Source organism: Rhodococcus sp. P-2, from assembly GCF_016598535.1.
GTDB lineage: Bacteria > Actinomycetota > Actinomycetes > Mycobacteriales > Mycobacteriaceae > Rhodococcus_F > Rhodococcus_F baikonurensis.
Map to the genome: position 1 here is coordinate 2,652,876 of NZ_CP066779.1, position 20,698 is coordinate 2,673,573.

The 20,698-nt window shown below is 62.5% G+C and carries 23 protein-coding genes; 7 read left to right on the plus strand and 16 right to left on the minus strand.

The window, feature by feature from the left end:
• Positions 1-26 precede the first annotated feature (26 nt).
• Genes I7X09_RS12715 through I7X09_RS12725 form a run of 3 tightly spaced genes read right to left on the minus strand, consistent with a single transcriptional unit; the run spans position 27 to position 2,563 of the window.
• Complete coding sequence (locus I7X09_RS12715) at positions 27-905, minus strand: metal ABC transporter permease (RefSeq protein WP_200317114.1); 879 nt, start codon at positions 903-905, stop codon at positions 27-29.
• 3 nt (positions 906-908) lie between these two features.
• Positions 909-1,640 carry a metal ABC transporter ATP-binding protein gene (locus I7X09_RS12720; protein ID WP_200317115.1) on the minus strand — a complete coding sequence of 244 codons (732 nt, stop codon included), beginning with the start codon at positions 1,638-1,640 and terminating at the stop codon, positions 909-911.
• Entirely contained in the window at positions 1,637-2,563 is a 927-nt protein-coding gene (locus I7X09_RS12725; protein WP_200317116.1) for a metal ABC transporter substrate-binding protein, read from the minus strand. Before I7X09_RS12725 ends, I7X09_RS12720 begins: the two co-directional genes overlap by 4 nt.
• A 77-nt stretch (positions 2,564-2,640) precedes the next feature.
• On the opposite strand from I7X09_RS12725, the gene I7X09_RS12730 reads away from it, so the two are divergent.
• The 4 genes from I7X09_RS12730 to I7X09_RS12745 all read left to right on the plus strand — a co-directional run bounded on the left by I7X09_RS12730 (position 2,641) and on the right by I7X09_RS12745 (position 5,590).
• Positions 2,641-3,318: an SDR family oxidoreductase gene (locus I7X09_RS12730; protein ID WP_070796666.1), complete on the plus strand. Its 678-nt coding sequence runs from the start codon at positions 2,641-2,643 to the stop codon at positions 3,316-3,318.
• 139 nt (positions 3,319-3,457) lie between these two features.
• Positions 3,458-3,793, plus strand: a complete 336-nt coding sequence (locus I7X09_RS12735) for a hypothetical protein (protein WP_200317117.1) — start codon at positions 3,458-3,460, stop codon at positions 3,791-3,793.
• Positions 3,762-4,685 (plus strand): TIGR04222 domain-containing membrane protein, encoded by a 924-nt coding sequence (locus tag I7X09_RS12740; RefSeq protein WP_200317118.1) that lies wholly within the window; start codon positions 3,762-3,764, stop codon positions 4,683-4,685. Before I7X09_RS12735 ends, I7X09_RS12740 begins: the two co-directional genes overlap by 32 nt.
• Positions 4,682-5,590 (plus strand): TIGR04222 domain-containing membrane protein, encoded by a 909-nt coding sequence (locus I7X09_RS12745; RefSeq protein ID WP_200317120.1) that lies wholly within the window; start codon positions 4,682-4,684, stop codon positions 5,588-5,590. Before I7X09_RS12740 ends, I7X09_RS12745 begins: the two co-directional genes overlap by 4 nt.
• Here I7X09_RS12745 and I7X09_RS12750 read toward each other — a convergent pair.
• Genes I7X09_RS12750 through pdhA form a run of 5 tightly spaced genes read right to left on the minus strand, consistent with a single transcriptional unit; the run spans position 5,519 to position 11,413 of the window.
• Positions 5,519-6,625 carry a Glu/Leu/Phe/Val dehydrogenase family protein gene (locus I7X09_RS12750; RefSeq protein ID WP_166810434.1) on the minus strand — a complete coding sequence of 369 codons (1,107 nt, stop codon included), beginning with the start codon at positions 6,623-6,625 and terminating at the stop codon, positions 5,519-5,521. The genes I7X09_RS12745 and I7X09_RS12750 overlap by 72 nt on opposite strands.
• A gap of 24 nt (positions 6,626-6,649) precedes the next feature.
• Entirely contained in the window at positions 6,650-8,059 is a 1,410-nt protein-coding gene (gene lpdA / locus I7X09_RS12755) for a dihydrolipoyl dehydrogenase (protein WP_200317122.1), read from the minus strand.
• The gene (locus tag I7X09_RS12760; RefSeq protein ID WP_200317124.1) at positions 8,059-9,282 is read right to left on the minus strand and encodes a dihydrolipoamide acetyltransferase family protein; all 1,224 of its coding nucleotides are present in this window, start codon (positions 9,280-9,282) and stop codon (positions 8,059-8,061) included. The genes lpdA and I7X09_RS12760 overlap by 1 nt, the downstream gene beginning before the upstream one ends.
• On the minus strand, positions 9,279-10,283 hold the full coding sequence (locus tag I7X09_RS12765; RefSeq protein ID WP_200317126.1) for an alpha-ketoacid dehydrogenase subunit beta: 1,005 nt from the start codon (positions 10,281-10,283) through the stop codon (positions 9,279-9,281). The genes I7X09_RS12760 and I7X09_RS12765 overlap by 4 nt, the downstream gene beginning before the upstream one ends.
• 2 nt (positions 10,284-10,285) lie before the next feature.
• Positions 10,286-11,413, minus strand: coding sequence for a pyruvate dehydrogenase (acetyl-transferring) E1 component subunit alpha (gene pdhA / locus I7X09_RS12770; protein WP_442800589.1), 1,128 nt, complete (start codon positions 11,411-11,413; stop codon positions 10,286-10,288).
• Positions 11,414-11,566: 153 nt separating this feature from the next.
• Here pdhA and I7X09_RS12775 point away from each other — a divergent pair, with 153 nt between their 5' ends.
• Genes I7X09_RS12775 through I7X09_RS12785 form a run of 3 tightly spaced genes read left to right on the plus strand, consistent with a single transcriptional unit; the run spans position 11,567 to position 13,231 of the window.
• Positions 11,567-12,037: an Lrp/AsnC family transcriptional regulator gene (locus I7X09_RS12775; RefSeq protein WP_095973450.1), complete on the plus strand. Its 471-nt coding sequence runs from the start codon at positions 11,567-11,569 to the stop codon at positions 12,035-12,037.
• A gap of 46 nt (positions 12,038-12,083) precedes the next feature.
• Positions 12,084-12,908 carry a DUF692 domain-containing protein gene (locus tag I7X09_RS12780; RefSeq protein ID WP_200317132.1) on the plus strand — a complete coding sequence of 275 codons (825 nt, stop codon included), beginning with the start codon at positions 12,084-12,086 and terminating at the stop codon, positions 12,906-12,908.
• Entirely contained in the window at positions 12,905-13,231 is a 327-nt protein-coding gene (locus I7X09_RS12785; protein ID WP_200317134.1) for a hypothetical protein, read from the plus strand. Before I7X09_RS12780 ends, I7X09_RS12785 begins: the two co-directional genes overlap by 4 nt.
• On the opposite strand, the gene I7X09_RS12790 is transcribed toward I7X09_RS12785, so the two are convergent.
• From I7X09_RS12790 to I7X09_RS12825, 8 genes are all read right to left on the minus strand, one after another.
• Positions 13,220-14,014: a family 1 encapsulin nanocompartment shell protein gene (locus tag I7X09_RS12790; protein ID WP_166810427.1), complete on the minus strand. Its 795-nt coding sequence runs from the start codon at positions 14,012-14,014 to the stop codon at positions 13,220-13,222. The two genes, I7X09_RS12785 and I7X09_RS12790, sit on opposite strands and share 12 nt — an antisense overlap.
• Positions 14,011-15,069, minus strand: a complete 1,059-nt coding sequence (locus I7X09_RS12795; protein WP_200317136.1) for a Dyp-type peroxidase — start codon at positions 15,067-15,069, stop codon at positions 14,011-14,013. Before I7X09_RS12795 ends, I7X09_RS12790 begins: the two co-directional genes overlap by 4 nt.
• A gap of 68 nt (positions 15,070-15,137) precedes the next feature.
• Positions 15,138-16,094 (minus strand): SMP-30/gluconolactonase/LRE family protein, encoded by a 957-nt coding sequence (locus I7X09_RS12800; RefSeq protein ID WP_200317138.1) that lies wholly within the window; start codon positions 16,092-16,094, stop codon positions 15,138-15,140.
• A gap of 33 nt (positions 16,095-16,127) precedes the next feature.
• Positions 16,128-17,084 carry an alpha/beta fold hydrolase gene (locus I7X09_RS12805; RefSeq protein ID WP_124567008.1) on the minus strand — a complete coding sequence of 319 codons (957 nt, stop codon included), beginning with the start codon at positions 17,082-17,084 and terminating at the stop codon, positions 16,128-16,130.
• A 1-nt stretch (position 17,085) separates the two neighbouring features.
• Positions 17,086-17,460 carry a nuclear transport factor 2 family protein gene (locus I7X09_RS12810; protein WP_095973457.1) on the minus strand — a complete coding sequence of 125 codons (375 nt, stop codon included), beginning with the start codon at positions 17,458-17,460 and terminating at the stop codon, positions 17,086-17,088.
• A gap of 65 nt (positions 17,461-17,525) precedes the next feature.
• Positions 17,526-18,206 carry a hypothetical protein gene (locus I7X09_RS12815; protein ID WP_200317141.1) on the minus strand — a complete coding sequence of 227 codons (681 nt, stop codon included), beginning with the start codon at positions 18,204-18,206 and terminating at the stop codon, positions 17,526-17,528.
• 54 nt (positions 18,207-18,260) lie between these two features.
• Positions 18,261-19,691 carry an APC family permease gene (locus tag I7X09_RS12820; protein ID WP_234036904.1) on the minus strand — a complete coding sequence of 477 codons (1,431 nt, stop codon included), beginning with the start codon at positions 19,689-19,691 and terminating at the stop codon, positions 18,261-18,263.
• A gap of 98 nt (positions 19,692-19,789) precedes the next feature.
• Entirely contained in the window at positions 19,790-20,512 is a 723-nt protein-coding gene (locus I7X09_RS12825) for a FadR/GntR family transcriptional regulator (protein WP_007729085.1), read from the minus strand.
• Between the last annotated feature and the right edge of the window lie 186 nt (positions 20,513-20,698).

Below are 20,698 nucleotides of genomic sequence, written 5' to 3' on the forward strand. Positions count from 1 at the left end.
ACTGGACGAACGATCAAGACCGTCCGCTAGGCCACGGCGCTGTACTCCGTTCGGGCCCTACGCCGCTGCGAAGTCCACTTCGCAATGACCCCCTGCGACGGGCTGAACAGGTACACCAGGGCGAACACGATGCCCTGCGTCATCACGACCATGCCCCCGGAAGCTGTGTCGAGGTAGTAGCTGACGTAGATACCGGTAATCGCGCAGATTGCGGAGACGACGGGAGCTGTCACCAGCATCCGTGAGAACTTGTCGGTGAGAAGGTAGGCCGTCGCCCCGGGGATGATCAGCATCGCCACCACCAGCACAACTCCGACAGCTTGCAGGGCCACTACCGAGGTGAGTGCGAGAACCCCGAGGAGTAAGGCACCGAGACGTTTGGGCGAGAGACCGATCGCGTTGGCATGGACCGGGTCGAAAGCGAACAACGTCAGATCACGACGCTTGATCAACAGAATGCTCAACGCCAACGCGCCGAGTATCGCGACCTGCAGAAGATCGGACGAACTCACCCCCAGCAGGTTGCCGAAAATGATGTGGTTGAGATCGGTCTGACTTGGGGTCACCGAGATGAGAACCAAACCGAACGCGAAAAGAGTCGTGAAGACGATACCGATCGCGGCGTCTTCCTTGACGCGGCTGGTGTTACGGATCAGCCCGATCAGTGCGACGGCGATCAACCCGAAGATCAAGGCCCCTATGGCAAATGGAGCGCCGACGACGTAGGCGAGGACAACACCGGGCAGGACGGCGTGCGAGACGGCATCGCCCATCAGTGACCACCCGATGAGCACCAACCAACAACTGAGCACCGCGCAGACAACCGCCGCCACAACGGCAACGGCCAACGCGCGCAACATGAATCCGTACTGGAGAGGGTCCAGGAGCAGTTCTACGATGTTCATCGATCAGGTCCTGTCCATCACGTCGAGACCGAAAGCCAGGGCGAGGTTTTCCGGTTGAAGCACGGTGTTCGGGTCGGAGTGCACCAGAACCTTGCGCATGAGCAGTACCGCCTCGTCGCAGAGTTTCGGCACCGCGTGAAGATCGTGGGTCGAGACCAAGATCGATCGGCCGTCGGCGGCCAACTCTCGTAGCAGCGTCGAAATCGTTGCCTCGGAACGCTTGTCAACGCCCGCGAACGGTTCGTCCAGCAACAGCATCGACGCGTCCTGCGCGATACCGCGTGCCACGAAGGCGCGCTTCTTCTGACCACCCGAGAGCTGTCCGATCTGGCGATCCGCGAACTCCGTGAGCTCCACCCGCTCCAGTGCCGCGGCCACCGCCTCGCGATCTGCACGTCGCGGACGCCGCAAGAACCCGAGATGGCCGTACCTGCCCATCATCACGACGTCACGGACGCTGATCGGGAAGGTCCAGTCGACGTCTTCACTCTGCGGCACGTATCCGACGCGGCCACTCTTGCGCGCAGCGGCTGCGTCGAGACCCGCGATTCTCACAGAGCCGTTGTCCGGCTTGATCATTCCCATGATCACCTTGAACAGGGTCGACTTGCCTGAACCGTTCATTCCGATCAGTCCGCAGACGCTTCCGGAATTCAATGTCAGATCGACATGGTCCAGGGCATGGACCTCGCCGTAGTGAACGCTGACGTTTTCGACGCGAATGGCTTCGTTCATGATTTGCCGCCAGTGAGGCCGCCGAGAATGACGTCGGTGTCGTGGCGAATCATGTCCAGGTAGGTGGGCACGGGACCGTCGGCTTCGGACAGCGAGTCGACGTACAACGTTCCACCGAATTTCGCCCCGGTCGCCCCGACGACCTGCTGCATGGGAGCATCCGAGACCGTCGACTCGCAGAAGACTGCGGGAACGGAATTGGCCCGGACGAAGTCGATCGCCGCGATGATCTGCTGCGGCGTCGCCTGCTGCTCGGCGTTGACCGGCCAGATGTACGCCTCGCCGAGTCCTGCGTCCCTGGCCAGATAGGAGAACGCACCCTCGCAACTGACGAGTGCACGCTGACCTGCAGGCAATACCGCCAGGCCACTGACCAGGCCGTCCTGCACTGCTTGTAGTTCCGCTTTGTACTTCGCGCCGTTCTCCGCAAATGCCGAGGCGTTGTCCGGGTCGAGGTCACTGAAAGCAGTCACCATGTTGTCGACGTAGATCTGCGTATTCAACGGAGACATCCACGCATGCGGATTCGGCTTGCCCGCATAGGCGTCGCCGGCGATCGGAATGCCTTCGACACCATCGCTGACCACGACGTGTGGCACATCCAGTCCGTCGACGAACTTGGCGAACCATGCTTCGAGGTTCATGCCGTTGTCGAGGATCAGATCGGCTTCGTTGGCCCGGCGAATGTCGCCGGGTGTCGGCTCGTAACCGTGAATCTCCGCTCCCGCCTTGGTGATCGACTCGACGCGCAGATGATCGCCCGCGACGTTCTGGGCGATGTCCGAGAGCACGGTGAACGTGGTGAGCACTACCGGGCGGCCGTCGTCGGAAGCGGAATTCATTGCCGAACAACTGGAAAGAAGCAGGGCGGCGAGGGCAGCAATTCCCAGGCGGCGGAAATTCTTCGCGTCGCGAGTCGTCATGATCGAACTCTAATATGTGGGTAAACAAATACACAAGTTCGTCAGGCCGAACATTCTTCACTCGATAGGCTCGAACCATGCGTCCTACTGCCTTGATCACCGGTTCCAGTCGCGGCCTCGGAGCTGCCATCGCACGCGAGCTGGCACCGACACACGACCTGCTGCTCGGTGCACGATCCGCGCAGGCCCTCGAGCCGATCTGCGCGGAACTACCCGGATCGACGCCCCTACCCCTCGACCTCACGGACTACGACGCCGTCGCGGTCGCCGCCTCGTCCATCACGACGCTCGACGTGCTGGTACACAACGCCGGCGTGGCCGACATCGGAACCATCGAGGAATCCTCGGTCGATCAGTGGCGACGCACCCTCGAGGCAAACGTCATCGCCGTCGCCGAACTCACTCGTGTCCTCCTTCCTGCCCTCAGGGCAGCCGGTGGCCACGTCGTACTGATCAATTCCGGTGCCGGACTGCGCGCCAACGCCGGCTGGGGCTCGTACGCGGCCAGCAAGTTCGCGCTGCGTGCTTTCGGAGACGCACTGCGCCTGGAAGAGCCGTCCTTGCGGGTCACCTCCATTCATCCCGGCCGGATCGACACCGATATGCAGCGCGACATCGTCGCCGGTGAGGGCGACGAGTACGACCCGGAGCGCTTCCTGAAGGCCTCCACCGTGGCGCGTGCCGTACTCACTGCCGTCGAAACACCGTCCGACGCACACCCCACGGAGATCGTGCTTCGACCTACCGGCCGGTAAATCCCCAGTTCGCCGGTAACGGAATGATGACGATGGCCACCCGGATATCGCTTTTCCGGGTACGGGCCCGATACTGACATCAGTTGTCGGACAAAGAGACTGGACTGGTTCTCAGGAGTTCATCGAGAGGTGGTGTGCGATGCATGATCATACGAATACGTGGGGAATTTCCACCGAGGCTTTCCTCGGGTGGTACGTCGCCGCTGCCACCGGAGCGGTGGTGATCGCGCTTGTGATCCGCGGCGTCGGCCTGCGCAAGCCCACACCGGAATTGCGCACGCTCACACCACCGGAGATGGGTGTACCGACCAGCGACGAGCCTGCAGTACGCGCTGCCGTGGCAGAACTCGAGTGTGCTGCACATACTGCCTGCCAGGGTCGACATGGCAGCGGGTCTTCACCGTCCCGTTGCTCGACCTACGCGAGCACCGTCAGCTGTGGGGGTGAGTGCTGTGAACAACTACTACTCAGCTGACACATGGGGGATCCCCAGCCAGACCTTCTTGCAGTGGTATCTGGTGGCCGCAGCCGTCGCGGTCGGACTCTCGCTCTACAGCAGGATGTCCGCGCGCCGCTCACCCGCGATCGTCGACGCGGTTCGTCGGCCGCTCACTCCGCCCGAGATCGGTGCCTTGACCAGTGATTACCAAGCGGTGCTCGCGTCGATGGCAATACTGCGCAGCGCCGAGCTGATCAGCACCGAAGGCAAGACCAAGCAGGCGCTCAGTGCGGAGGACAAGAATCGTCTCGACTGGTTCACCCGTACGGTGCACAAGCGGCTCGGAAACGGAAAGGTCCCGCTGCGGCAGGTGCGTCTGATGGGACGACTGAACGTCGCACTCGCACAACTACGTACGACGCTGATCGACGAGGGCTACTTGCAACGCCCGCAGGACGGCCCGGCTGCCGCTCTTCGGACCGTTCCGATCGTGGCGGTAATCGCTCTCGGCGTGATCCGGCTTATCGCGGGGATCATCGGCGGGAAGCCGGTCGGGTTTCTTCTCCTGACCATCATCGTTCTCGCGCTGATGATTCCACTTCTTCGCATCAAGCGTCGTCGGACAGCTTTGGGCGACAGTGAGCTTCGACGTCTCAAGCACGAAAACTCGTACCTCTCACCGAAACTACGGCCCGCCTATACAAGCTACGGTCCCTCACTCGCCGGGCTCTCGGCCGCGCTCTTCGGTTCGGGCGCTCTGGTTCTGATCGATCCGGCGCTGGCAGGAGCGGTGGCTGCGGGCGCCGCGTACAGCCCGGGCGGCGGAAGTTCGAGCTACTACAGTTGTGGCTCCTCTTCCGGATCATCCGGCTCGGACGGCGGTGGCGGCAGTGGTAGCAGTTGCGGCGGCGGGGGGTGTGGGGGATGAGCACTCGTGCCGGCGACACGTGGGGGATCCCCAGCGAGGATTTCCTGTACGGCTACACAGCCGTTTCGGTCACGCTCATGGTTCTCACTCTGGTGTGGCGTCTGATGATTCGAGCACGCCGGTACAGGTACTCAACCGAGCACGGGTATTCCGCCGAGCAACTGACCCCTCCCGAAGTCGGCATGCTGACCGGCGAGTCACGCGCCATCGCAGCATCATTGGCAATCCTGCGTAGCGCTGATCTGATCACCACCGACGGCGCTGTCCTGCGCCCGTTGGGCCCTGCCGACGAGACCCTGGACTGGTACACCCTCACCGTGTACCAGCGCCTGGCCCAGCAGGCCCTGCCCCATCGTCGGCGGCAACTCGCCGAGCGTATGACGGTGGAAACGGCTCGCCTACGAAACTCTTTGGCGGACCGGGGGTACCTGACCTCCGACAGCACCAGGCGTTCGATCTTTCTCTCCACAGTTCCGCTGAAGATCCTGGTGGCCGTGGGTATCGTCCGCATTGCCTTCGGCCTGCACAACGACAAGCCCGTCGAGTTTCTGATTCTCGCCGTACTCGTCACCGGGTTCAGCATCCCGCTGCTCGGGCTCAACTTCGATCGCACCACCTCGGGTAATGCAGCACGGTCGGAACTGACCACAGCACACGCCTACCTGTCCCCGCGCAACAAGCCTGCCTTCTCCGCTTACGGACCGCGCTTGGCAGGGATGTCCGCCGCCCTGTTCGCCGGTTCGGCAATGCTGATGATCAATCCCGCCTTGGCCTCCGCCACCGGAATCGGTGCCGACGGCAGCGGAGGTAGCGGGGGTTCGGACGGCGGTAGTTCAGACGGGGGAGGCGGCAGCTGCAGCGGGGGCGGCGGATGTGGCGGCGGCGGTGGCGGATGCGGGGGATAACCGCGCCCGGGCGAGCAGAAGCGCTGCCGCCTCGGTAGTGATGCCACGTTCCTCACTCAAGGAATACACCTCGTCCAGAGTTCGACCGATCCCTCGGGTTCGTTCGACGACGTCGTCTTCGTTCCACCCCAGTACTTCTCGCCCGACGAGGTGAAAGGCTCCGCCTGCGTTCGCGACGAAATCAGGGGCACAGAGAACCCCGCGGCTTCGCAGAACCGCGCCCGCCGCAGCATCGGTCAAGATGTTGTTTGCTGCGCCCGCCACGGCCAGAGTCGGAATCGACGCAGCGGCAGCGGAATCGATGATGCCTCCCATCGCGCAGGGAGCGAAGAGATCACACGGTGTTCGGAGTACCTCGCCTACAGGAACGACCGTGTGCCCCGCGAGAGAAGCAGCCTCGAGGCGCTGCGGGTCCGTATCTGCAACCAGCAGGCGTGCCCCTGCCTGGGCTGCGAGACGTACAACATCCCCGCCGACGGCGCCGAGTCCCTGCACCAGTACCGTTCGGCCGTCGAGTGTTCCGAGTCCACGACGACGCGCCGTGGCCTTCATCGCTTCGAACACGCCCAGAGCCGTTGCGTGCGCGCTGGAACCGGCGCCACCGTTGTCGACCGAACGCCCGAAGACGTACTTGGTGGTTCGACTGAGCTGATCCATGTCCGAGGAGTTGGTGTTGACGTCAGGACCGGTCCAGTAGTTTCCCTCGAGCTTGTCGATGTTCTCCGCGTGAATGTCGAGGATACGAGTCCAAGTCGCCGAGTCGATCCGATTGCGCGGTGCGGGCAGTGCTATCACCGACTTCCCGCCACCCATCGGCAGGTCGGAGACCGCCATTTTCAATGTCATTGCGCCGGCGAGCTTCCCGGCGTCCGCCAGAGCGTGACCGATCGAGGGATAATGCGCGGCCCGCGTGCCACCCGACGCCGGTCCCAGTCGGGTGGAGTCGATTCGGATCACAAAGGTCGTGTCGGTCTCCCGATCATGTCGGGTGACGGTCAGTTCACCGTCCCAGCGCAGTTCGTCGTCGATGCTCATTGCAGATCCTCTCCCGGTTATGGGTCAACCGTGCGCGTGCAGTGGTGTTCCCGCGAGGGCGAGCATGGCCTCACCCAACGCTTCGCTCTGGCTGGGGTGCGCGTGGATGAAACGCCCCACTTCATCGGGAAGTGCTTCCCAGGCAACTGCCAACTGCGCCTCACCGATCAGCTCGCCAACCCGGTCGCCCACCAGGTGGACGCCGACGACGGGACCTCTGGTTCTTCTGCGAATCACTTTGATTCCCCCGGTGGTTCGCAGGATCTGACTCTTGCCGTTACCCGCCAGGTCGTAGACGACGGTGGAGATGTCGCCGTACTGCGTGCGCGCCGCCTCTTCGCCGAGTCCGACTGATGCAACTTCGGGATGTGAGTACGTCACGCGAGGAATCAAGTGTTCGGCGACCGGTAGCGGATCCTTCCCGGCGATCTGTTCAGCCACAAAGATTCCTTGTTGGAAACCTCGGTGCGCCAACGCAAGACCGGGCACGATGTCGCCGACCGCGTACACACCGTCCACGGACGTACGGAGGCGTTCGTCGGTGACGACAAAACCCTTGTCGAGGCTGATTCCGTTTTCTTCGAAACCGTTACCGTCCGTGCGGGGTCCGCGGCCGACGGCGACCAACAGTAGGTCGGTATCGAATATCGTTCCGTCACCTAGTTCGATGCGGACCGAATCGGCTGCTTCTTTTGCGGAAACGATCTTTGTGTCTGTCTTACAGACGATTCCGCGTTTCCGGTAGGCCCGCTCCAGCTGCTTCGACGACCACGTGTCCTCGGCGGCGAGGAGTCGGGGGAGTGCCTCGACGATCGTGACTTCGGCGCCGAAGGAGCGCCACAGGCTCGCGAACTCGACACCGATGACACCGCCACCGAGCACTGTTGCGCTGCTGGGCACCCGGTCGAGTTCGAGCGCCTGGTCGCTGGTGAGGATCCGGCGGCCGAGCTCTATGCCGGGCAGTTCCCGCGGATACGAACCGGTGGCCAGAACGAGTGATGTTCCGGTATAGCGGGTTCCGTCGACGTCGATGCTTCGCCCACCGACGTACGTTCCGTATCCGTTGACAATAGTGATCTTGTGTTGCGCCAACAAACCTTGCAGACCGCTGTACAGCCGCTCGACTGTCCCGTTCTTGTAGTCGTGCACCTGCGCGATGTCGATGCCGTCAAAAGATGCCCGGACTCCGAATTGCTCACTGGTGCGTGCCGAGTCGGCCACCTCGGCGGAATGCAGCAGCGCCTTGGTCGGGATGCATCCGCGGTGCAGGCACGTTCCGCCGACCTTGTCTGCCTCGACCAATGTGACCGACAATCCGAGTTGGGCGGCGCGGATGGCGCAGGCATAGCCGCCCGATCCGCCACCGAGGATCACGACATCACTGTGCCGTTTGCCGGCCGTCATCGAAGCCTTGGTCATCGGAGCCGTGGTCATCAGAGCCTTCCCAGGATGCGGATCGGGTTCTCGATGTAGTCACCGAACAGCCTCAGGAATCCGCCGGCTTCGCCGCCGTCACAGACGCGGTGGTCGAAGCTCAACGAGATCTGAGTGACCTTACGGACGGTCAACTCGCCGTTCACCACCCACGGCTTGTCGATGATGCGTCCGATCCCAAGGATCGCCGCCTCGGGGTGGTTGATGATCGGAGTCGATCCGTCAACCCCGAATACCCCGTAGTTGTTGAGTGTGAACGTGCCGCCGGTCAGGCGGGCGGGTTCGAGTTTGCCGTCGCGGGCAAGGTCGGTGGTTACCCGAAGTGCCTGTGCGAGTTCGACAGTGCTCAGGGTGTCGGCATTGCGAATGACCGGCACCATCAATCCCTTCGGTGTCTGTGCGGCGATTCCGAGGTGGATGCGGGCGTGTCGAACTATCTCGCCTCGAGCCGTGTCGACCGACGAGTTCAGTTCGGGGTACTGCGCCAATGCGGCGGTGGTCAGCCGAGCCAGCAGCGCCATCAGGCTGATCTTGTCGGAATCGGGCAGTGACTTGTTGATCTCGCCTCGCGCCGCCAACAGTTCGGTGGCGTCGACGTCGACCCAGGTTGTCGCGTCGGGAATCTCGCGGCGGCTGGTGGACAGCTTGTCGGCCACCACCTTGCGTAGCCCCTTGATCGGGATCCGCTGGTCGCCCACATGCGACGTTTCCGTTTCCGTGCCGGTGTTCGACCCTGCCTCGACATCAGCGCGGGTGATGACCCCGCCTGCACCGGATCCGGAGAGGATAGACAGGTCGATATCGTTGTCGGCAGCCAGTTTACGAACGATCGGCGAGATCACGCGTACCGACGAAGAAGTCCGACGTCGGCGTCTCGGTGCATCCTCACTGGTGCCGTAGCCGATCAGGACGTTACCCGAACCGGCACGTTCTTCTTCGCGGTATTGCTCGTGGTTAGCCGAGACGACCGCGTCTACACTGTCGCCACCACTCACAGTGATCAGCGGCGTACCCACCTTCACGGTGTCACCGTCTTTGCCGTGGAGTTCGATCACGGTCCCGGCGAACGGGATGGGCACATCCACAGCAGCTTTCGCAGTCTCGACCTCGACGACGATCTGATCGATGGTGACCACGTCGCCTACCTTGACGTGCCACTCCGCGATGTCGGCCTCGGCCAGTCCTTCACCCAGGTCGGGGAGCATGAATACCTGGTTGCTCATGCCGTCACCGCCCAACGGGTGTCGGGAGTGTCGTTCCACTGCAGACGATCGACGGCATCGAGGACGCGGTCGACGCTCGGCAGGTGGTGACGCTCGAGCTTCGGTGCGGGGTAGGGGATGTCGAATCCGCTGACCCGGAGCACCGGGGCGTGGAGATGGTGGAAGCACCGCTCCTGCACGCGGGCAGCAATTTCCGCACCCACGCCGGCAAAACCTTGCGCTTCCTGGATGACGATGCAGCGTCCGGTCTTTCGCACCGATGCAGTGACCGTCTCGTCGTCGAACGGCACTATCGAGCGGATGTCGATCACCTCGATGTCGCGGCCGTCGGCCGCAGCGGCCTCGGCCGACTTCAGTGCAACCTCCACGGACGGGCCGTAGGCAATGAGCGTCGCGTCACGACCGGGGCGCCGGACGACGGCGCGACCGATCGGCTCAAGTGCGGTCAGTTCGACATCTGCACGGGAGAAATACAGCTTCTTGGGTTCGAGGAAGATCACCGGGTCGGGGTCCTCGATCGCCGAACGTAGCAGCGAGTACGCATCGTCCACCGTGGACGGCGCCACGACCTTCAGGCCGGGCGTGTGTGCGTAGTAGCCCTCGCTGGAATCACAGTGATGCTCCACCCCGCCGATACCACCGGCAAAAGGAACACGGATGACGATCGGAATCGACAGTGCGCCCTTCGTGCGGTTGCGGATCTTTGCGACGTGGGAGGCGATCTGCTCGAATGCCGGATAGGCAAACGCGTCGAACTGCATTTCCACGACCGGACGAAAACCGGCCATGGCCATACCGATTGCGAATCCGATGATGCCGGACTCGGCGAGGGGAGTGTCGAAGCACCGGTCGTCACCGAAGTCGCGGGTGAGGCCGTCGGTGACGCGGAAGACGCCGCCGAGGGTACCGACGTCCTCACCGAAGACGACGACGTTGTCGTCCGCGGCCAACGAGTCCCGTAGTGCGGTGTTGAGGGCTTGAGCCATCGTGAGCATGGGCATGGTCAGTTTCCCCCTGTGTCAGCGGCTTCGGCGGCAAGTTCGGTCTCGAGTTGCGCCTGTTGCTCACGCAATTGCGGTGTCTGCTCGGCGAAGACGTACCGGAACAGATCGAGCGGATCGTGCGGGCGGTCGACGTTCATGCCGGCGCGCAGTGTGGCGGCCTCGGCCTCGGCCTCTGCGGTCAGTGATTCCACGAACGCGTCGTCGATCAGATCGTGTGCGCGCAGATACTTTTCGAGTCGCGGCAACGGGTCTCGGCCGAGCCACGTTTCCACCTCCGCGCTGTCGCGGTAGCGGGTGGCGTCGTCGGCGTTGGTGTGGGCGTCGATGCGATAGGTGTGTGCTTCGACGATCACCGGTCCGTTTCCGCTCCGAACGAAGCGCGCCGCCTCGTCCATGACGGCCATCATCGCAACAGGATCGTTGCCGTCTACCTGCTCGCTGCCGATCCCGTAGCCGACGCCCTTGTGCGCCAACGTCGGTGCTGCACTTTGACGAGACAGTGGCACGCTGATTGCAAATCCGTTGTTCTGCACCAGAAAGATCACCGGCGCCTTGAAGACGGCGGCGAAGTTCAGCGCTTCGTGGAAGTCGCCCTCACTGGTGGCCCCGTCACCGCAGAGCGCCAGCGCGACGGTGTTCAAGCCCCGGCGCGACTCTCCGTAGGCCACCCCCGCTGCATGCAGCAATTGCGTTGCCAGCGGGGTGCACTGCGGCGCACTGCGTAGTGCTACCGGGTCGTATCCGCAATGCCAGTCGCCGGCAAGCATGCTCAGAATCTGCACCGGATCGACGCCTCTGGCGGCCAACGCCATCGAATCCCGATAGGTGGGGAAGAGCCAGTCACTCGGCTCCAGACTCATCGCTGCCGCGATCTGACATGCCTCCTGCCCCCGCGAGGACGGATACACAGCCAGACGTCCCTGTTTGGTGAGCGCCGTCGCCTGCTGGTCGAAGCGCCTGCCCAGGAACATCTTTCGATACATCTCGATCAGGCGATCGTCGCTCGGTTTTGCGTAGCGGGCCTCACTGCGAGTCAGTTCTCCAGCGGGGTCGAGGTACTGCACCGCGGAATCGGCGGGCAGGAACTTCTGATACCGCAGCGCCCCCAAGGGCTCGACAAGAGTCACTTCTACCTCCAGAAACGTTGTGTCCATCAGTATTCGCACTTCGGCGACGTAATAGCAGAAGGCGTCGAAGATTCAAGAAAAACGGCCTATTATGAGGATTCGGGCAGCAATATGTCCATGAACCGACTCGACTACCGAAGCAGGAATGGACAGATGGCCACCGAACCGCACGCTCTCGATGCGATCGACCGCCGCATCATCGCCGAACTGGTCGCAGACAGTCGCATCTCCATGCGTGCACTGGCCGAGAAGGCGCACATATCTCGCGCTCACGCCTACGTCCGCATCGAAAGGCTCGAGGACGCCGGAATCATCACCGGATTCACGACGCGGATCGCCCACGAGAGGGCCGGACTCGGCTCCTCGGCGTACGTGGCACTTTCGATCAGGCAGCACTCGTGGCGAGGTCTGGCGGCGTCGTTGAAGGCACTGCCGTTTGTCGAGCATTTCTCCCTCCTCGGCGGCGACTTCGACGTTCTGGTGTTGGTTCGAGCCCCGGACAACCAGGAACTACGCCACACCGTTCTCGAAGAACTCCAGGGACTCGACGGGGTTCTCTCGACCAAAACGTGGCTGATCTTCGAAGAAGGCAACGGTCCAGGACCCAACTGGCTGCCCGGCTGATCCGTCTATAGTCGCCGTTAGCAGTTGCACACGGGAGGTGACTCGAATGACCCTGTACGGCCTGGGAATCGGTTGGCGTCCCGAGGTCTCCGGAATCATCGCGCAGCTGGACGGCCTGGCATTCTGCGAAGTCATTGCCGAATCCATCGGAAACGAGATACCGCCGCACCTCGGTTCGCTGGGAGTTCCGGTGATCCCGCACGGAATCTCGCTCTCCCTTGGCGGGGCCGAGGCGGTAGATCAGGCACGGATCGATCACCTTGCGCATGCATCCCGGCTACTGGACGCCCCCTTGGCGAGTGAGCACATCGCCTTCGTGCGGGCGGGCGGCATCGAGGCCGGGCACCTGCTCCCACTGCCACGCACCTACGAAGCGATCGATATCTTGGCACGCAACATCACCCGCACTCAGGACGGTCTACCGGTGCCGTTTGCCGTCGAAAACGTTGCCGCCCTTTTCGACTGGCCCGACGACGAGTTGACCGAAGGGGAGTTTCTCTCGGAGATCGTCGAGCGCACTGGAGCCCTGCTGGTTCTCGACATCGCGAACGTCTACGCCAATGCTCTCAACCGAGGGCGTGATCCCTGGGCCGAGCTGAGCCGGCTACCACTCGAACGAATCGCGTACTGCCACATCGCCGGTGGCAGTATCAGCGACAGCAAATACCACGACACGCATACCGATCCGGTGCCCGAAGCAGTGCTGGAACTTCTTGCGCAATTCACCGCCGCCGGTCACCGTCCCGCGATCATGCTCGAGCGCGACGGAAACTATCCGCCGGCACTGGAATTGCTCGACGAGCTCGATGCCATCGCCGATGCAGCGGGTCTGGATCGCATCACCGCGAGCACCGACTGGTCACGCACATGAGCACGCTCGGTGAGCGTCAAGAGGCGCTGATTCGCGCACTGGTGGCGGGTGGCGAACTACCCGAAGGCTTCGACACAGACGATGCCGCCGTTGTCTCGGCGGCACTGCTCCGAAAGCGCGCAGGAGAAGTGGCGCACCACCTTCCGGTGGTGCGCCATATTCTCGGTGATCGTTATCTTGGGTTGTTCACAGCGTGGGCGGAGGGACGTCCGAAGACGACTTCACACGCGGACGCCCAGGCTTTTGTCGCCCACCTCCAGGACATCGGCGAACTGCCTCGCCCGCCCTGGTATCAGAGGTTTCGAAAGGTCTTACGCAAATGAGACAACGGCTTCGCTGGTGTACATGAGGAACGTCATCGATTCCTGGAAATACAGCTCGACGGAGTTCGCATCGTGCGAGAGATAGCCGATGGACAGGTCCTGGCCCAGATGCAGTTCGTAGTCGCCGCCACGTGTCGAGAGCAGGAAAGCGCCGTCGATGGCCGGGGCCCAGATGATCTCGCCGTCGAGGACGCGTCGCAGGTGCTCGCGGATCGGGTAGCCGTGATCGGAGGTCTCGTTGATCGCGGTGAACGCGTCGGCGTTCAGGAGCAGTGAGTACGGTCCGTTGACACCGGCCAGTCGCAGCGACGTGATCGCCTGGCTGATGGCTTCCGGGTAGTCCTTGGCGTCGACGGGGAGCTTCAGTTCCGGGTTGGAACCGCTGGCCCGCACGCCGGTGATGCTGGCTGCGGGATATCCCTCGAAGATGGCGCGGTCCTCGGCGAACGCGATTTGCTTGGCCGCGTCCTTGACGGGCTGCCAGTCGGAGTCCTTCGCGCCGCGTTCGACGTCGTCGATGGCCTGACGGCTGACGGTGAAGGGGACCCGCAGTTCGATGATCGGCTGCGACTGACGAGCGTGTGCGATGACGCCGTCGGCCAAGGGATTGATCGGCACCTGATGCCCGAGCGGGATGGCCGCGAGATCGTCACCCGACGGTCCCTCCACATCCACGACACGACGACCGGCGACGTGACGCTTGAAGGTGCGGCTGGCCTCTTCTTCGATCTCGGCCCAGGCTGCTGCCGAAATGGGTGCTAGGTCGCGGTGCAGGTTTGTCATTGCTGGGCACTCCTTTTGAGGCTGCCGATTCCGAGAGAACCGTCAGAGATGGGCGCTGTGAACGTCGCTTCGGGAACGAGCCTGGTCGGCAGGTCCGGGGGATCGTCGAGAAAGTCCGCCGTCGGAACGAAGAAATTGATTCCGGTGACGGCCGTCGAGAAATCGAGAATGCGGTCGTAGTTGCCGACGGGATTCCCGATGAACATGTTGGTGAGCATCTGCTCGGTCACCGTCGGCGACGCCGAGTAACCGATGAAGTAGGTTCCCATTTCAGCGGAGCCGACGTGGCCGAACGGCATGTTGTCGCGCAGGATCTGGATCTGCTCACCGGTTTCGTCCTCGATGACGGTGAGTGCGGTGTGCGAGTTGGCCGGTTTGGTGTCGTCGTCCATCTCGAGGTCTTCGAGCTTGGAGCGCCCGATCACGTTCTCCTGCTCCTCGACGGGCAGGGAATTCCACTCCGACATGTCGTGGAGGTACTTCTGGACGATGACGTAACTGCTGCCCGCGAAGTCCGGATCCTCGTCACCGACGGTGACCGCGACGTATGCGGCCTGCCCGGACGGGTTCTCGGTGCCGTCGACAAAACCCATGAGGTCGCGTTGCTCGAAGTACTTGAACCCGTGGACCTCGTCGATCACCGACGCGGCGCCGGCCAACCTGTTGGTCACGACCGTGGCGAACTCGAAGCACAGGTCCATCTGACGGGCCCGGATGTGGAACAACAGATCGCCCGGTGTGCTGGGAGCGTGGTGTTTGTCACCGGTCAACTCGATGAACGGGTGCAATTCCGCCGGGCGCGGTCCGTCGAAAAGCCGGTCCCATGCGTCCGAACCGATGCCGACGACGGCAGCCAAGCCACCTGCGGGAACCCGGAATCCGATCGAGCGCTGCAGCCCGGAAATATCCGCCAGAACGTCGTGAACTGCCTGCTCACCACCCTCGTCGATGGTGAAAACCAGGAAGATCGCAGCTTCCGTGAGCGGGGTCAGCAACGGCTGCGGTATCGCGGGAAGGGCCACCTCGGCCTCGTCGATCTCACTCGTTTCCGCCATGCAGACCAGTATGGACGATTCCGGCAGTCCCGGCATCAGTAGTGGGTAAGTCGCGTCAGGGTGTCGCGTTACGGGGTTGCCGCCTGGGCGCCCGCGTCGAAGCCGGCCGGAATCTCGAAGATCTTTCCGTCGAATCCGGCGCGGTAGAGATGCCCGGCCGCGAAACCGGAATTGCCACGCCCGTAGGTCAACACGCTCGACGCTTGCAGTCCGCTGGTGAGCGAGCAGTACTGGCCGGGTCCGTCGATCCGCCACACCTCACCACTGATGTCCGTGGGAACGATTGCGCGATCGCGCGAATCCAAGGTCAAACCATCTGGGGCAGAGAAGGTTTCGAAACCGCCGAGATCGACCAACGATTCCGAATACCCCGGATTGTCCACGGAGATGCGGCTGACGCCCGGGTTTGCGAACGTGCGCGACACGTAGAGCCAGCGATTATCGCCACTCAGGGCGGCGCCGTTTGCACTCGGGAAGGTTGCCCACGCCGGGTCGACGGCACCGCCTGGGCTGACCTTTCCGATCAGCGAACCGAAATCGTTGGTGGCATAAATCGTTCCGTCGTGCGCGACGGCGAGGCCGTTTGCAGCGCTCAGACCACCGGCTATAGGTGTCACGGCACCGGAGTTCACGTCCACCCGAGCGACCGACGCAGCCCGCGTCAGATCGCCGATCAGCACGCCGGCGTTTGCTCCGGTTCCCACCAGCAGTGAACCGTCCGGGCTCCACGCCAGCGCGCCCGCACCGCCGGGAACCGTCGCGATCGGAACTGCAGCCTGACCAGGCGCGTCGACGCGGAAGATTCGCCCACTCACCAGGTCTGTCGTGTACAGGCGCCCCTGCCCGTCCACCGTGACACCCTCGAGAGCTGCGCCCGGAATCTGAACGCTGAGGACGGCGGGGGACGATCCGGGGCAGGGCGCCGCGGCGGCGGCACCGGACACACCTAGAGCCAGAAGCGAACCGGCAACAAGAGCACCGGTGACACCTACCCGAATACTGCGATCGAAGATCCTGGTGCGCATCTGCGCAACGCTAGACCTTCTGCCCGATTTCGCCTAGAGAGACCGAAGGAAAGAGATCAAAAGTTCATTGACCTCGGCAGCACGTTCCTGTTGGACGAAGTGCCCCGCGCCACTGAGGAGGTGCACACCCCGCAGGTCGGGGACGGTGTCCTTCATCCGTTCCAGCGCCTTGGGGCCGCTCATCGCGATGACCGGATCTTCGGCTCCCGCGACGAAGAGCGTCGGGACGCCGATGTGCGCGCCGTCCAGATCCGCACTGCGTTCCCAGTTGGCGTCGTACGCCCGGTACCAGTTCAAGCCACCTGTGAAACCTGTTGCCGTAAAGGATTTTACATAGACGTCCAGATCGCCCTCGGTGAGCCACGACCACGGCAATGCAGGCGCCTCGGGAAGTACGTCGAGGTAGCCGTTTCCTTCGGACGGATTCTTCCAGACGTCGAGGTACCGGCAAGCCCCGGACAAGGCATGGAAGAGCCGTTGAAGGAATTCACGTGGACGGGCGTCGAGTTCGCGCTCCGCGACACCCGGTTCCTGGAAATAGTGAATGTGCAGAAAGTGCTTGCGCGCCATGCCGGCGTAGATCGTCGACGGCTTGGCCGGGAACCGGTCGGGCGCATAGGGGACCGCCAACGAGACCAGTCCCGCAACACGATCGGGGTGGCGCAGAGCAGTGGTCCACGCGACCGGCGCGCCGAAATCGTGACCGACGAATACCGCCTTGTCGATTCCGAGAGCATCGAGTAGGTCGATCAGCCGGTTCGCGACGGCATCGTTGGTGTAGTTCTCGATCGCGTCGGGGCGGGTAGTGCCGCCGTAACCGGGCATGTCGAGCGCAATCGCTCGAAAGCCGGCTTCCGCCAACGCCGCCGACTGATGGCGATAGCTGTATCCGAGGCCGGGAAAGCCGTGGCACATAACCACGGCTGTCCCAGAACCGGAATCGTCGATCTGCCAACGGAATCCGTCGACGTCGATCGTCTTCACCGTCATATCAGGCGGTGATCATGTCTTCCTGGTTCCAGAATGCGCGCATCGACAGGATCTTGCCGTCGTCGTCGAAAGTCATGACGTCGATGGGTGCGATGGTCAGCGTCTGCTCGCCGAGCTTGGTGATCAGCGAGAAGTGGAATGCCGCTTCGTTTCCGGCGATGCGGAGGGTGTGAAGGTGAGCTTCCTGGTCGAAGTTCTCGATCACGGAGTAGAACTCGAGAATGGACTCGCGAGTGGTGCGCACGTCGGTGCCAACCGGGTCTTCGACGGTTGCACCCTCGGCGTACAGGGCCACAACCTGTGCGGCAGTGCCCGTGGCAACTGTCTCGATGTAGGCGTCGACGGTCTTGCGGATTACCTCTGCGGACGGTGCCATGGTCTACCCCTCGTAGTTAGAACAGGTTCTAATTCTGAGGATAACCTACGTCTCTGATCCACGGGTCAGGTTTCGAGCACCTTGCGCAGGCGGGCCTTCTTCCGGTTCTCCCGCACGATCCAGACGACATCGGCGTCGTCCGACGCCTCCAGGGAGACGAATGCCGACAGTGCATTCTTCGGGTCCGCTGCGACCGCGACGCTCCAGCAGTATCCGAGCGCCTGCCGGAGAGTGCGTGTGTCGGCTTCACGACGGGCATCAGCCGGTTGCGAGACAATCCATTCGGTAGCGTCTCGGCACACCTGAACTGCCAGCGCAGCGTTGGTCTTGTCCTTCAGCAACCGCGGCTCGCAGATCCCGGCGGCTGCTGCGCGCAGCGTCAATGGATGGGCGGAACGTGCCCACTGCTCGATGATCGCCCGCAACAATTCCGGATCCGTGTCACCTATCGCCTGAACGGCCATCGCGGCAGCTTCACGTGCACGCCACGACGCACTGGTGGTCGCCGCCGTCAGACTGTCCAGAACAGCCTCGTCGCGTGAACGAACAAGGATGAATCCGAGCCCGACGATCCCGCAGCAGCGGATGTATTCGTCTTCGGACTCCACCGCCTGCAGGATGTCGTCACTGTCGGCGCCGCGCGCGAACTCGAGCATGAGCGCGAGGTTCGCGCGCGGGCCGGGCAATCCTGAACGCTCCTGCAGATAACTCCACAGTTCGTCACCGTCAAGATCCGCGAACGTCATGGGGAGTCCTACTTTCTCGAGTGCGGGCGCACCCATCATTTCACCGAAGCCCACTCACGACGGGAGTTCGAAGCTCACTTGCTTCCGTCGACGCGCATAGAGGAACCCGCCGACAAACGCGAGCATCAGCACCCCGGTCATCACTACTGCCAGTACGTTGCCACCCAGAAGAAGCGGGAGGTTTCCGGCAATGGCGATCGCAAATCCGATGAGTCCGACGAGCCCCAGGCTCGGGGCAAGTTTGGTGTGCCAGAAGCGCTGATCGACCTTCGTACGATGAAAGAAGACGAGAACTGCAAGGCACGTGAGCAACATGAGAGCCACGATCCCCACCGTTGCGACACCGGCGAACCACGCGAAGATCTGTGTCACCGGATCCAGACCGATGGCGATGCAAGCGCCGAGAAGCACCAGAGCACAGCAGGACTGCACCACAGACGCGATGTGCGGCGAACCATGCACGCGGTGCGTACGCCCACCTGCACCTGGCAGAACGCCGGTGTTCGACAGAACAAAGATGTACCTGGCCAAGACATTGTGGAGAGACAAAACTGCGGCAAAGAGACTGGACACCAACAGAATTTGAATCAGATGGGCCGTCACCGATCCGGCAAAGTCGGTGGCAGTGGTGATCAACATGCCGTCGGGGTCGGTGCCCGCAATGTCCACGGCACCCGTATCACCCCAAGCCGTCACGACCGCCCAACTGGAGAGAGCATAGAAGCCTCCGATGAGGATCAAGGCAGCGTACGTCGCTCGTGGGATCGTCCGCGCCGGATCCTTCGCCTCGTCGCGGAAGATCGCCGTCGACTCGAAGCCGATGTAACCGGCAAGCGCGAATACCAATGCGACGCCGGGGGATCCGGAGAAGATTTCCGACGGAGAGAACATTGCCGTCGACGGGCCTTCGGGACCACCGTCGGCGATGATGAAAGCGTCGAGGACGACGACGATCCCAACCTCTGCGATCAACAGGATGCCGAGCACCTTGCCCGACAATTCGATATGACGAAATCCGAGGACTGCGACCAGAGCCAACGAGGCGAGCGAGAAGATCCACCACGGCACCTCCGGACCACCGTACGAGGTGATCAACGAACTCATTGCCGGGCCGAGGTAGCCGTAAACGGCCAATTGCACTGTGCTGTAACTGACAAGCGCCAACATCGCACTGCCAACGCCGGCACCACGGCCGAGGCCATGTCCGATGTAGAGATAGAACGCGCCGGTTCCCGGGATGTAACGCGACATCGCGGTGAATCCGACTGCGAAGAGCAGAAGCACACCGGTTGTCACGGCGAAGGTCATCGGGAAGCCTGCACCGTTACCCCCGGAAATGCCCAGCGGCACAAGCCCACTGATCACAGTCAGGGGAGCGGCCGCGGCAACGACCATAAGGACTATCGAACCGGTACCCAGCGAGCCTCGAAGAGTTCGGTCATCGCCGGATGCATCGCGTGAAGCATTGACGGAAGTATGGGTCATACCGGCGATGTTAGAACCATTGAAGTTGATTCGGGACCCAATTCACAAAACTTTTACTTGCGAAAAACGGGACGCACCGTCCGTTCGTCGCGCTCCCGTCAGCCTTCTTCCTGCAGCGCCAAGCGTTTGAGCTCGTCTTTTGCGTGCAGAATGTGACGTTCCATCGCTTCCGCCGCGCGAGCGCTGTCGCCCCGCTTGATCGCCTCGAAGATCTCCTTGTGCTCCACCCTCGAAGCCTCGACCTGGTCTTCGAATACGAGATGATCGACGGGGACGAACATTTCGCCGCGAGCCTCGACCACAGCGGCCTCCAACCTGCTGTTTCCCGCCGCTCTGGCGATACCGCCGTGGAACCTGGCGTCACAAGCCCGGAACGATCCCCGACTTCCGGAAACCCCCAATTGCTCAATGGATTCGAGCAACTCGAGAAGATGACGATCGGTTCGCCGGACCGCCGCGAGGCTCGCCGTGCGCATTTCCAACCCGATACGGAGGTCGACGATCTCGTCGATATCTGCCTCTCGCGCTTTCAACTGGCCAACCCAGTCTTCATAAGGCCTGGTCAACTCCGAAACGAACGATCCGCCGGTGGCTCCTCGCCGAACCTCGATGTATCCCATCGCCTGAAGGATTCGGATCGCTTCTCGCACACTGACTCGACCGACTTCGAGTTGCTGAGACAGTTCACGCTCGGACGGCAGGCGATCACCGGGGCTGAGCGCGCCGCTGTGAATGAGCAGTCGCAAGCGTCGAGCGATATCCTCCCCCAACGTCGGTGCACTGACCATGAATTCAATGGCCGGCAGCTTGTCGATCTGCACGTCTCGTACCCCCTACTCGGTGCCTGGACCGACTCTTACGCTTCGTCTTGACCTACGAAATCGAACGCTCCCATTCGCAACTGTCCTTGAATAGATACAGCAGCGCGCGGCACTTCGAACCCGTTACCCCAACTTTACAAGCCAAACTCTAGCGAAAAGCCATTCAATGGTTCTATGCTCGCTCCT